Below are 11,823 nucleotides of genomic sequence, written 5' to 3'. Positions count from 1 at the left end.
GACCGGCCTGGTGGTGGTGTGCATCACCTTCCTGACCATCATCTTTGGCGAGCTGGTGCCCAAGCGTGTGGGCCAGATGTACCCCGAAACCGTGGCACGGCTGGTGGCCTACCCGATGGAGTGGCTCTCGCTGGCCGCGCGCCCGTTCGTCAAGCTGCTCACCTGGTGCACCGAGGCCACCTTGCGCCTGATGGGCATACGAGGTGGGCCTGACCGCTCGGTGACGGAAGAAGAGATCGCCGCCAGCCTTGAAGAAGGCCTCGATGCCGGCGTGATCGAGGCCCAGGAGCACCAGATGGTGCGCAACGTGTTTCGCCTCGATGAACGTTCGGTCGGCTCGATGATGATCCCGCGCACCGACATCATCTGGCTCGACGCCGCGGCGCCGATCGAAGACGTGCTCGCCGCCATGGCGGATCAGGAGCACTCGCGCTACCCGGTGTGCCGCGGTGGGCTGACCGACGTGCTGGGTGTGGTCTCGGCACAGACGCTGCTGCAGCAGCAGCTGCAGGGCCAGCCCCTGTCGCTCACCGACAAGCTGCAGCCGCCGGTGTTCGTGCCCGAGACGCTGTCGGGCATGGAGCTGCTCGATCAGTTTCGTGCGTCGAGTGCGCAGCTGGTGTTCGTGGTGGACGAATACGGCGAAGTGCAAGGCGTGATCACCGTGCGCGATGTGCTGGAGGCCATCACCGGTGAGTTCACCACCCCCGCCGCCGATGACGCCTGGGCCATCCAGCGCGCCGATGGGAGCTGGCTGTTCGACGGCCTGATCCCGGTGCCTGAGCTCAAAGATCGCCTGGGCCTGAAAGAGCTGCCTGAAGAAGACCGCGGCCGCTACAACACGCTGGCCGGCATGGTGATGCTGCTCTTGGGCCGCCTGCCGCAGACCACCGATTCGGTGGAGTGGGAGGGCTGGCGCTTCGAAGTGGTCGACCTCGACGGCAAACGTGTCGACAAGGTGCTCGCCACGGCCTTGCAGCCGAGCGACATCCCGGCCTGATGGTGCCGCTGGCCGAGCTGTTGCGCCAGGCCGAACAAGCGGCCGAGCGCGACGAGCACGCCCGCGGCATCGAGCTGGCCCTGCGCGCCGAGGCGCTCGCCCGCGAGACCAGCGACGCACCCGGCCTGGCGCTGGCGCTGCGCCTGCTGGTCACGCTCAACAGCCGCGAAGGCCTGGCCGAGCAGGCGATTGCCGCGGGCCAGACGGTGCTGCCCATGCTGCGAGAAACCGGTGACGACGCGGCGCGTGCCGACGTGCTGTGCAACATGGCGATGGCCTTTCTCGACCTCGGCCTGAGCCATGAGGCGCTCGACCACATCAGTGAAAGTGTCGAAGCCGCCCGCGCCTGTGGCGATGCCCGCCTGCTGTGCCTGGCCTACAACCGCGTCGGCCTGGCCAAAGGCCACCTGGGCCGCTATGAAGAAGGTGAACGCTTCTTGGCCGATTCGCTGGCCATGGCGCGCGAGCTGCAAAACGAAGAAGAGATCTACCGCGCGCTCACCAACCTCGGCGTGGTGGCGTCGGATGCGTTTGACGCCTTCGAGTCGCGTGGTGACACCGCCGCGGCGTTGGAGGCCATCGAGCGCGCCTGCCGCCACGGCGAAGAGGCGCTGATCGTGGCCCGCCGTTCGGGCAATGCCTACCGGGAAGCCCTGACGCTGTCGAACCTGGGGCGCTACCTCGGGGTGAGCGGGCGCGAGCGCGCTGCCTCCACCTTGCTCGAACATGCCCGCGCGCTGGCGCTCGAGAACGACCACCGCGCGCTGGTGCTGGCCTGCGATGGCAACCGCGCCGAGCTGATGGTGCGCGAGAAGCGGCACGACGAAGCCATCCCGCTGCTGCGCGAGATCCTGGCCGGCGCGCAGGAGCTGTATGCCAATTCGATGGTGCAAGACACGCACCTGCAGCTGTACCTTGCGCACAAGGCGCGTGGCGACCTGGCCGAGGCGCTGACCCACCACGAGGCCTATCACGCGCTCATGAAAGAGCAGCTGGAGCAACGCAACGACGCGCAGTCGCGCTTGATGATGAACCGCCTCGAGCTCGACCAGGCCCTCTTCGGCGCCGAACGCTCGCGCATGCAGGCCGAGCTGCAGCGTGTGCGCGCCGAGCAGATGGCCGCCGAGGCCGAGCGCCTGCAGGCGCAGGCGCGTGAGCTGGGCCGCTACGTGCTGGCCGACCCGCTCACGGGCCTGGGCAACCGCCGCCAGGTGGAGCGCGAGCTGCCGCGCCTGCTGTCGCACAGCGAGCGCAGCGGTGAGCCGTTGGCCGTGGCGGTGCTCGACCTCGATCACTTCAAGCAGGTCAACGACCGTTTTGGCCACGCCGTCGGTGACGCGGTGCTGATGGCCGTGGCCGACCTGTTCCGCGCGCGCGTGCGTGGCGGCGACCTGATCGCCCGCATGGGCGGTGAAGAGTTTTTGATCGTGTTCGCCCATGCTTCGCTGGAATGGGCGCGCGAGGCCTGCGAGCGCCTGCGCGTGGCCGTCGAAGGGCATGACTGGGCGCAGATGGCACCGGGGTTGCAGCTCACGATCAGCATCGGCCTGTGCCTGGCCAGTGCGCAGCGCGACGGCACCCAATTGCTGGAGCAGGCCGACCTGGCGCTGTACCGAGCCAAAAACGAAGGCCGCAACCGGGTGTCGGTGGCGGCCTTGTAGCGCGCTTGGCTCGTGCGGTGTGTTGTCGCTATGCTGGCGGATCCTTCGCGACACCCCAACGACATGAGCGCACATCGGCAGCACCAGTCCGGCTTCGGCAACGAGTTTGCCAGCGAGGCCATCGCCGGTGCCTTGCCGGTGGGGCGCAACAGCCCGCAAAAAGCAGCCCACGGCCTGTTTGCCGAGCTGCTCAGCGGCACCGCTTTCACCGCGCCCCGGGCTGACAACCTGCGCAGCTGGCTGTACCGCCGCCAGCCCTCGGTGGTGGCCGGCGCCTACGCAGCGCTGCCGCACCCGTTTCTCAAGACGGGGGCCAAAGACGGCGTCACCACCCCGCCCGAGCCGATGCGCTGGGCGCCTGTACCTGTCCCTGAGGACCTAACCGACTTTGTCGAAGGCCTGCGCAGCATCGTCGTCAACGGTGACGCCGATGCGCAGACCGGCATCGCGGTGCATGTTTACGTGGCCAACCGCAGCATGACCGACAGCGCCTTCGTCAACGCCGATGGCGAGATGCTGCTGGTGCCGCAACAAGGTGCGATCACCGTCACCACCGAGCTGGGGGTGCTTGACGTGGCGCCGGGCGAAATCGTGGTGCTGCCACGAGGCATGGTGTTCAAGGTGGCCGTGCACGGTCCTTCGCGTGGCTACGTGTGCGAGAACTACGGCGCGGCTTTCCGGCTGCCCGAGCTGGGCCCGATCGGCAGCAACGGGCTGGCCAACCCGCGCGACTTCCTGGCGCCGGTGGCGGCGTTCGAAGAGGGCGCTGGAGCTTACCGGTTGATCAAGAAGTTCGGCGGTGCGCTGTGGGCGGCGCAGTTGCCTGCCACACCGTTCAACGTGGTGGCCTGGCACGGCAACCTGGTGCCCTGCAAGTACGACACCGCGCATTTCATGACCATCGGTTCGATCAGCTTCGACCACCCCGACCCGTCGATCTTCACCGTGCTCACTTCGCCCAGCGACACCCCGGGCACGGCCAACTGCGACTTCGTCATCTTCCCGCCGCGCTGGCTGGTGGCCGAAGACACCTTTCGCCCGCCCTGGTACCACCGCAACGTGATGAGCGAGTTCATGGGCCTGGTGCATGGCCAGTACGACGCCAAGGAACAAGGCTTCGTGCCCGGTGGCATGAGCCTGCACAACAGTTTCGTGCCCCACGGGCCCGACACCGAGGCATTCGACAAGGCCAGCGCAGCCCCGCTGGCGCCGCAAAAACTGGCCGACACGCTGGCCTTCATGTTCGAGAGTCGTTACCGCATGTTGCCGACCGGCTATGCGCTCAGCAGCGGCTTGTTGGACGCACGCTACGCCGAATGCTGGGCGGGGCTCAACAGAACGCCATAAGCGTGAACTGGGCCGCACGCCGCCCCTTGTTCGGCTCAAGCCCGAGCCCAAATGCGACGAAGAATGCGGGACTGGATGTTCTCGGAGCCCCGCATGTCTTCTTCCCCCTCGTTTGTCATGGATGCATCCACGCTGCGCGAGCGCCTGATGGCGCCCGAGCCCATGCCCCGCGTGACGGCGCTGCATGCGCTGGAAGGAGAGCTCGAGCTCGAACAAGGCGCGAGTCCGGCGCGGGTGGCCTTGGCGAGCGCTGCCGCGCGATTCGTCGAACGCGGCATCCCGTATTACTCGCTGCAAGACCCGCACTACCGTGCCTGGGTCAGCAAGGCGGTCTCCTACTGGGAGCGCCTGCAACAAAGCGGCCGCTGAAGCCTCAGGCAGGCATCTTCACGCCCGCATTGCGGGCCAGCGCCCAGAGGAAAAGCGCCAACCCGGCGCCACAGGCGATGCCGATGGCATCGGCACCCAGGTCCAGCCACTCGCTGCTGCGCCCCGGCACAAAGTACTGAGCCACCTCGATCAGCGCCCCCAGCGCCAACATCCCGGGCAACACGCCCCACAGCACCCGCTGATCCCCCGGGAAGCTCAGGCAGCCGATGAAGGTCAACGCGGCAAAGGCGACCAGGTGATTGAGCTTGTCCCAACCCAGGTCGACGTTTTGCGGCGGCGCGGGTGTGATCGCCAGATAACTCACCAAAACGATCAGCACGCACAGCAAAACTTGCCATGGCCGTTGGTTGTGCAGGGTGGCGGCCAGCCAGCGTGTCCAGAGGGGGGTGGGCAAGGGGGAGCTCATGAGGCGGGTCAGGTACGAGTTGGTTCGGTCAAACGGGCCAAATCCGCAGGGGGCCTGGCGCTGTGCGAGCCTACACTGGCCATGAGTCATTTCGACTAACCCGCCGGTTTGTTCTGAACAAGGGCCAGTCATGCGCCTGACGCCAGCACCGAGTGCGCACCCGCGAGGCCGGCTCGTGCTGGCGCTGGTGTTTGTGGCCGGGCTGTTGATCACGGTGGTGATCTTCCTGTACCTGCGTGGGGTCGAGTCCGAGCGGGTGCGCGCCCGCTTCGAGCGCGATACCGCCTTGCCCAGCGAGCTTCTCAAGCACAAGCTCGAAGAGGCGCTGTTGGTCACTCGCAGCCTGGGCCTCTTCGTGGCCACGTCGAGCGAGATGACGAGCGAGCGCTTCGCCGCATTTGTCAAACCGCTGATGCCGCCCGACAGCGAGATCGCCACCATCGCCTGGGTGCCCGAGGTGCCGAGCAGCCGTCGCGCCGAGGTCGAGCGCCAGATGAACGCCGACATCTTCGAGATCGGCGCGAACAAGGCCCGGATCCGCGCCCAGCCGCGCAACGTTTACTACCCGATGCGCCTGCTGGAAGTGTCGCGACCACAGGAAACCCGCCCCGTGTTGGGCTTCGACATGGGCAGCACCCCGGACCGCCTGCAGACCCTGGAACGTGCGCGCGACAGCGGGCAGGTCGCCGGCAGCCTGCCCATCGTGCTGGTAGGCAACCAGAAGCCCGGCTTCTTTGCGGTCGCGCCGGTGTACCAGCTTGGGTTGCCTACGGCGTCGGTGGCCGAGCGGCGGGCCGCTTTGCGGGGCTTTGCCTTGGTGGTGTTCCAGTCCGACAGGGTGGTGCGCCGGGCCTTCGGCGACAGCGGCTTGCAAGGCCTGAACTTCGACCTCATCGACCCGCAGGCACCGGAAAGCCGACGCACGATCTTTCGGCAGGAGTCGCCCCGATCTGCCACGCGCATGCGCCTGGGCACCGGTGCAGCGGACTTGAGCGTCAACTACAGCTATGACTTCGGCGGGCGCGAGTGGCGCACCGTTTTTTCACCCAGCGACGCCTACCTGCGCGTCAACGATTCGCAGGGCTATTGGCTGGTGCTGCCCGCTGGTTTGTTGCTCAGCCTCATCCTCGTGACTTATCTCAGGTCAAGCTTCAGCCAACAGTCGCGGCTGGAGGCGCAGGTTGCCGAGCGCACCCAACTGCTGAAGCAAGAGACCCTGCGGGTGCGTGAAAGTGGGGAGCGCTACCGCACGCTGTTCGAGCGCGCGCCCGAGGCGCTGTTGATCCTCGATGTCGACGAATGGGTGTGGGCGGCGGCCAACCCCAAGGCGAGCGAGATGACGGGCTACCCGCTGCAAACCTTGTTGAAGATGACGCCCGAGCAGCTCTACGCCGGCACCCAGGCCGACGGGCAAGACCTCGGCCAGAGCCTGCACTCCAACAACGAGCGTGTGCTGGCCGGTGAAGAGCTGACCTTCGAGCGCGCGCTGGTGCGCGCCGATGGCTCGATGGTGCTCTGCGAAGTGCGCACAGTGAGGCTGCCCGACCCCACACGCCGGCTCATCCGCGGCAGCTTCATCGACATCACCGAGCGGCGTCGCGCGCAACAAGAGCTGGCCGCGCACCGCGAGCGCCTGGAGGAGCTGGTCGCCGAGAGAACGCGCGCGCTGGAAGTGGTGCTCCACCAGGCCGAGGCGGCCAACCAGGCCAAGAGCACCTTCCTCGCCAACATGAGCCATGAGATTCGCACGCCGATGAACGCCATCATCGGGCTCACCCACCTGCTGCGCCGCGACCGCCCTGCGCCGGGGCAGGCGGAGCGGCTCGACAAGATCCAGTTTGCCGCCACGCATTTGCTGTCGATCATCAACGACGTGCTCGACATCTCCAAGATCGAGGCCGGCAAGCTCGAGCTCGAAGACACCAGCTTCCACATGGGCGCCATCCTCGACCACGTGCGCTCGCTGGTCGCCGAGCAGGCGCAGGCCAAGGGCCTGGTGATCGAGGTCGATGGCGGGCAGGTGCCGATCTGGCTGCGCGGCGACCCGACACGGCTGCGCCAGGCGCTGCTCAACTACAGCAGCAACGCCGTCAAGTTCACCGAACGCGGCGTGATCACCCTGCGTGCGGTTCTGCTGGCCGACCACGGCAAGGAGCTGAGGGTCCGTTTCGAAGTACAGGACAGCGGCATCGGCATTGCGGCAGGCAAGCTGCCGAGCCTGTTCCAGGCTTTCGAGCAGGCCGACACATCGACCACGCGCCAGTACGGCGGTACCGGGCTCGGCCTGGCCATCACCCGGCGCCTGGCGCTGCTGATGGGTGGCGAGGCGGGGGCTGAAAGCGAGCCCGGCCGCGGCAGCACGTTCTGGTTCACCGCCCGCTTGCGGCGCGCTGAAGACCCCATGCCGCCCAATGCCCGCGAGCGGGTTGGCGACGATGGCGAGGCCGAGTTGCGTCGCCTGCACAGCGGTGCCCGGCTGCTGCTGGCCGAAGACGACGCGATCAACCAGGAGGTGGCCCTCGCCCTGCTGGAAAGTGCCGGGCTGGTGGTTGACGTGGCCAACAATGGCTTCGAGGCGGTCGAGATGGCAAGCGCCACCGACTACGACCTGATCCTGATGGACATGCAGATGCCCCTGGTCGATGGCCCGACAGCCACTCGCGCCATCCGCCAGGAGCCCGGCCGGGCCCACACGCCCATTCTGGCGATGACGGCCAATGCCTACAGCGAAGACCGCCTCATCTGCCAAGACGCCGGCATGAACGACTTCGTGACCAAGCCGGTGAACCCCAATGCGTTCTACAAGGTTTTGTGCAAGTGGTTGACCCAGGCCGCAGCCGAGCGTCGAGCAGGGCCAGGCTAGTGCCAAAGAAAAAGGGCCTGCGCATGAGCAGGCCCTTTTCGGTATTGGTGCCGGTGAAAGGAGTCGAACCCTCGACCTTCGCATTACGAATGCGCTGCTCTACCAACTGAGCTACACCGGCAGGTGAAGCCCGCGATTATAGCGGGGGCTTGTGTGAGTAAGCTGCAGGGCAGGTTCATTCACAGTCGTGGGCGGCATCGGAGGCAAAAGCTTATGGAAGCGATTGAAAAGCGGCGCCGGTACTGGCAGGCGACTCTGCGGGTCACCGGAGTGCTTTTGGTGGTCTGGTTCTGCGTGACCTTCGGGGTCGGCTACTTTGCCCGGGACCTCACGTTTGCCTTCTTCGGATGGCCCTTCAGCTTCTGGGTGGCGGCGCAAGGTGCGCTCATCGTCTACCTGCTCATCATCGGCATCTACGCACACTGCATGGACCGCCTGGACCGGCAACACGGGGTCGCGGAAGAAGGGTAATGCCGCTAAGCGTAGGTGATCCACGAAGCCTGATCGGGGTGATCGAGGTGGGGCAGCGTGTTGTAGGTCACGAGCATGTGTCGCTTCGGCGTGAATGCGAACTCGGTCACCGAGCTGTTGCGGATGCGCAGGTTGAGCTCGATGGTCGCTTCGGCCGACATGCCCAGCACCTGGCCCACGGCGGTGGAGATCGGCCCACCGCTGGAGACGATCAGCACGTTCTTCGTGTGATGGTGTTCGCGCACGTGGTCGAGCGCGCCGGTGATGCCGGCCAGCCAGTCGGCATAGGTGGGCATGCCCTCGGGCTGCACGCTGCCGGCCATCCATTGCGTCAGGCCGTCACGCAACAGGCGGAAGTGGTGCCGCACCAGCTCGGGCGAAGTCGGTTTGGGCAGCGGCTCGGGGTGCACGGCGGTCACCACGGCCTTGCTGTCGTACTCGTTCAGGCCGGGCCACGAAAGCGGCTCGGGCTGCCACTGCATGCCTTGTGCGATGCCGGCCAGCGACTCGACCTGCCGCTGCAGCGTGCCCACCAGGGCGGCGTCGAAGCGCAGGCCCTTGTGTCGGAAGTACTCGCCGAGCTTCACGCACTGGCGGTGGCCCAGATCGCTCAGCTGGTCGTAGTTGTCGGCGCCGAACGAGGCCTGGCCGTGGCGGACGAGGTAGAGGCTGCCCATCTCAGGCCTGGGGGCTGGCCTGGTGGTAGGCGGTCACACGATCGACCTCGTTCTTCGACCCCAGCACCACGCTCACCCGCTGGTGCAGCTTGTCGGGGGTGACGTCGAGCATGCGTTGCTGCGTGTTGGTGGCCGCGCCACCAGCCTGCTCGATCAGGAACGACATCGGGTTGGCCTCGTACATCAGGCGCAGCTTGCCGGCCTTGTCGGGCTCGCGCTGGTCCCAGGGGTACATGAAGACACCGCCGCGGGTCAGGATGCGGTGCACGTCGGCCACCATGCTGGCGATCCAGCGCATGTTGAAGTCTTTGCCGCGCGGGCCGCTCTTGCCGGCCAGGCACTCGTCGATGTAGCGCTTCATGGGCGGCGCCCAGTGGCGCATGTTGCTCATGTTGATGGCAAATTCTTTGGTGTCTTCGGGAATCTGCACACCGTCTTGCGTGAGCACCCACGAGCCTTGCTCACGGTCGAGCGTGAACATGGCCACGCCGTCACCCACCGTCAGCACGAGCGTGGTCTGCGGCCCGTAGACGCAGTAGCCGGCGGCCACTTGCTGCTTGCCGGCTTGCAGGAAGTCGCTCTCGCTCACGCCCTCGTGGCCGTCGGGCTTCTTGAGCACCGAAAAGATGGTGCCGATGCTCACGTTGACGTCGATGTTCGACGAGCCGTCGAGCGGGTCGAACAGCAGCAGGTATTCGCCTTGCGGGTAGCGGTTGGGCACCACGTAGATGCCTTCCATTTCTTCGCTGGCCAAGGCGGCGAGCGCACCGCCCCAGTCGTTGGCCTCGATCAGCACTTCGTTGGCGATGATGTCGAGCTTCTTCTGCACCTCGCCCTGCACGTTTTCGCTGCCTGCCGTGCCGAGCACGTCACCCAAAGCGCCCTTGTTGACGCTGATGCTGATGCGCTTGCAGGCGCGTGCCACCACTTCGATCAGCAGGCGCAGCTGCGCGGGAATGTGGCCGTGCTGGCGCTGTTGTTCGACCAGGTACTGGGTGAGGCTGATTCTCTTGGTCATGCGGATTCCTGTTGCAGCGCGCGGTTGATGATTTCAGCCACGTCGCTTGAGAGGTCGGGTTTGGCGGCCACACGCTTGAGCGCCTCGCAGGCCGCCGAACGATAGGGCTCGGCCAGGTGGTTCCAGCGGTCCATCACACGCGCCACGCGGGCGGCCAGCTGCGGGTTGATGCCGTCGAGTTCGATGATGCGTTCGGCCCAGAACACGTAGCCCGCGGCGTCTGCGCGGTGGAAAGCGGCCGGGTTGTTCATGCACAGCGCGGCGATCAGGCTGCGTGCGCGGTTGGGGTTCTTGAACGAGAAGTCGGGGTGCTTGAGCAGGTGCTTGGCCCGTGCGAACACCTGGCCGTCTTTTTCGGGTGTGGTGGCTTGCAGCGCGAACCACTTGTCCACCACCAGCGCTTCGTGCTTGAACAGCGTGTGAAAACGTTGCAGCGCCAGCTCGGCCAGCTCGGCGTGTGAGTGGGTCAGGGCCACCAGCGCGCCGAGGCGGTCGGTCATGTTGCCGGCCTCCTTGAAACGCTCGTAGGCGCGGCCCGGCCACACCACGTCGTGGCGCGCGATCGAATCGCGGCACAACATGGCGAGCGCGAGGTTGGCCAGCGCACGCCGGCCCGACGACACCGGGTCGGGCGAGTAGCCGCCCTTGACTTGGTGCGCCTCAAAGGCCCAGGCCCAGTCGTCGCGCAAGGCTTGCGCGAGCTGCGTCAACATCGACTCGCGCACTTCGTGGATGCGCTGCGGGTCGACCGGGTTGAGCTGCTCGGCCACGTAGATCTCGCTTGGCAACGTGAGGGCCAGCTCCTTGAAGGCAGCGTCGAGATCAGGGTGGCGCAGCACGGCGCGCATGGCGTCGATGAAGGCGGCATCGAGCTGCACCGGGCCGCTGTCTTTCACGCCTGCGAGCAGGCGGCTCAGCGCGAGGCGCTGGCCGGCCTCCCAGCGGTTGAACGGGTCGGGGTCGTGCTGCAGCAAGGTCAGCAGGTCGGCATCGGCAAGGTGATCGGCCAGCACCACCGGCGCCGAGAAGCCGCGCAGCAGCGAAGGCACGGGCTCCACGTCGACGTTGATGAAGGTGAAGAAGCTGCGCGCTTCGTTCAGCACCAGCACACGCTCAGTGCCCACGGGTTGCGCTTCGCCTTCGAGTTGCAGCGGCAGCGCCTGCCCATCGCGCCCCACCAGGCCCATGGCCAGCGGGATCACATAGGCCTGCTTGGCCGGCTGGCCGGGCGAGGGCAAGGCGGTCTGCTCGATGCCGAGCGTGTAGGTGCGCGAGGGGGCGTCGTAGCGGCCACGTGCGGCCACGCGTGGCGTGCCGGCCTGGGCATACCAGCGCTTGAACTGCGGCAGCAGTTTGGCGAGCGCGCTGTCGGGGTTGGCGTCGGCGATGGCTTGCGCAAAGTCGTCGCAGGTCACGGCCTGGCCGTCGAAGCGGCTGAAGTAAAGCGTCATGCCGCGCGCAAAGCCGTCGCGCCCCAGGGGGTCGGAGGGGTTGCTCACCAGGGTCTGCATCATGCGCACGACTTCGGCGCCTTTTTCGTAGACGGTGGCGGTGTAGAAGTTGTTGATCTCGACGTAGCTGTCGGGTCGCACTGGGTGGGCCATGCTGCCTGCGTCTTCGGGGAACTGCACCTGGCGCAGCGTGCGCACGTCTTCGATGCGCTTGACGGCGCGGGCGGTGGCGGTGCCCGCCATGTCCATGCTGAACTCCTGGTCGCGGAAGACCGTGAGGCCTTCTTTCAGGCTCAGCTGAAACCAGTCGCGGCAGGTGATGCGGTTGCCCGTCCAGTTGTGGAAGTACTCGTGGCCGACCACGCTCTCGATGCCGGCGTAATCGGTGTCGGTGGCGGTGGCCGGGTTGGCCAGAACGTACTTCGTGTTGAAGATGTTCAGGCCCTTGTTTTCCATCGCACCCATGTTGAAGTCGCCCACGGCTACGATCATGAAACGCTCCAGGTCGAGCGGCAGCTTGAAGCGGGCTTCGTCCCACA

General features: G+C 66.5%; 10 protein-coding genes and 1 tRNA gene. 6 read left to right on the top strand and 5 right to left on the bottom strand.

Going from position 1 to position 11,823, the window contains the following annotated elements; genetic code table 11:
* The 4 genes from RMO40_RS16465 to RMO40_RS16450 form a co-directional block, all read left to right on the top strand.
* Positions 1 to 1,000: CNNM domain-containing protein (locus tag RMO40_RS16465; RefSeq protein ID WP_309723736.1), on the top strand; the 1,000-nt coding region annotated here is incomplete at its 5' end.
* Positions 1,000 to 2,661 (top strand): diguanylate cyclase, encoded by a 1,662-nt coding sequence (locus tag RMO40_RS16460; RefSeq protein WP_309723734.1) that lies wholly within the window; start codon positions 1,000 to 1,002, stop codon positions 2,659 to 2,661. The genes RMO40_RS16465 and RMO40_RS16460, both read left to right, overlap by 1 nt.
* 63 nt (positions 2,662 to 2,724) lie before the next feature.
* Positions 2,725 to 4,008 (top strand): homogentisate 1,2-dioxygenase, encoded by a 1,284-nt coding sequence (hmgA, locus tag RMO40_RS16455; RefSeq protein WP_309723730.1) that lies wholly within the window; start codon positions 2,725 to 2,727, stop codon positions 4,006 to 4,008.
* A 93-nt stretch (positions 4,009 to 4,101) separates the two neighbouring features.
* Positions 4,102 to 4,377: a hypothetical protein gene (locus tag RMO40_RS16450; protein WP_309723727.1), complete on the top strand. Its 276-nt coding sequence runs from the start codon at positions 4,102 to 4,104 to the stop codon at positions 4,375 to 4,377.
* A 4-nt stretch (positions 4,378 to 4,381) separates the two neighbouring features.
* Here the strand turns inward: RMO40_RS16450 and RMO40_RS16445 are convergent, their stop codons facing one another.
* A complete protein-coding gene (locus RMO40_RS16445) occupies positions 4,382 to 4,792 on the bottom strand; it encodes a VanZ family protein (protein WP_309723725.1) in 411 nt (136 codons plus the stop codon).
* 142 nt (positions 4,793 to 4,934) lie between these two features.
* Between RMO40_RS16445 and RMO40_RS16440 the strand changes: the two genes are divergently transcribed.
* On the top strand, positions 4,935 to 7,667 hold the full coding sequence (locus tag RMO40_RS16440) for a CHASE domain-containing protein (protein ID WP_309723724.1): 2,733 nt from the start codon (positions 4,935 to 4,937) through the stop codon (positions 7,665 to 7,667).
* A 45-nt stretch (positions 7,668 to 7,712) separates the two neighbouring features.
* Here the strand turns inward: RMO40_RS16440 and RMO40_RS16435 are convergent.
* Positions 7,713 to 7,788 (bottom strand) — tRNA-Thr (locus RMO40_RS16435).
* A 92-nt stretch (positions 7,789 to 7,880) separates the two neighbouring features.
* Here RMO40_RS16435 and RMO40_RS16430 point away from each other — a divergent pair.
* On the top strand, positions 7,881 to 8,138 hold the full coding sequence (locus RMO40_RS16430; protein ID WP_309723721.1) for a sodium/substrate symporter small subunit: 258 nt from the start codon (positions 7,881 to 7,883) through the stop codon (positions 8,136 to 8,138).
* Positions 8,139 to 8,143: 5 nt separating this feature from the next.
* Here RMO40_RS16430 and RMO40_RS16425 read toward each other — a convergent pair whose 3' ends face one another.
* From RMO40_RS16425 to pepN, 3 genes are all read right to left on the bottom strand, one after another.
* A complete protein-coding gene (locus RMO40_RS16425; RefSeq protein ID WP_309723720.1) occupies positions 8,144 to 8,815 on the bottom strand; it encodes a histidine phosphatase family protein in 672 nt (223 codons plus the stop codon).
* Between the two features lies 1 nt (position 8,816).
* Entirely contained in the window at positions 8,817 to 9,833 is a 1,017-nt protein-coding gene (locus tag RMO40_RS16420) for a class 1 fructose-bisphosphatase (RefSeq protein ID WP_309723719.1), read from the bottom strand.
* Positions 9,830 to 11,823 (bottom strand): aminopeptidase N (pepN, locus tag RMO40_RS16415; RefSeq protein ID WP_309723717.1); only part of this gene is annotated, 1,994 nt, incomplete at its 5' end. The genes pepN and RMO40_RS16420, both read right to left, overlap by 4 nt.

This window comes from Rhizobacter sp. (assembly GCF_031412075.1).
Classification (GTDB): domain Bacteria; phylum Pseudomonadota; class Gammaproteobacteria; order Burkholderiales; family Burkholderiaceae_C; genus Rhizobacter.
The sequence above is the reverse complement of the archived record's forward strand: the minus strand, read 5'-3'. Positions and strand labels throughout refer to the sequence as shown.

Bases quoted from the DNA above. Each gene is read 5' to 3' on its own strand.
- RMO40_RS16450 (WP_309723727.1), top strand. From the start codon at position 4,102: ATGTCTTCTTCCCCCTCGTTTGTCATGGATGCATCCACGCTGCGCGAG.
- hmgA (WP_309723730.1), top strand. From the start codon at position 2,725: ATGAGCGCACATCGGCAGCACCAGTCCGGCTTCGGCAACGAGTTTGCC.
- RMO40_RS16425 (WP_309723720.1), bottom strand. From the start codon at position 8,815: ATGGGCAGCCTCTACCTCGTCCGCCACGGCCAGGCCTCGTTCGGCGCC.
- RMO40_RS16440 (WP_309723724.1), top strand. From the start codon at position 4,935: ATGCGCCTGACGCCAGCACCGAGTGCGCACCCGCGAGGCCGGCTCGTG.
- RMO40_RS16460 (WP_309723734.1), top strand. From the start codon at position 1,000: ATGGTGCCGCTGGCCGAGCTGTTGCGCCAGGCCGAACAAGCGGCCGAG.
- RMO40_RS16420 (WP_309723719.1), bottom strand. From the start codon at position 9,833: ATGACCAAGAGAATCAGCCTCACCCAGTACCTGGTCGAACAACAGCGC.
- RMO40_RS16430 (WP_309723721.1), top strand. From the start codon at position 7,881: ATGGAAGCGATTGAAAAGCGGCGCCGGTACTGGCAGGCGACTCTGCGG.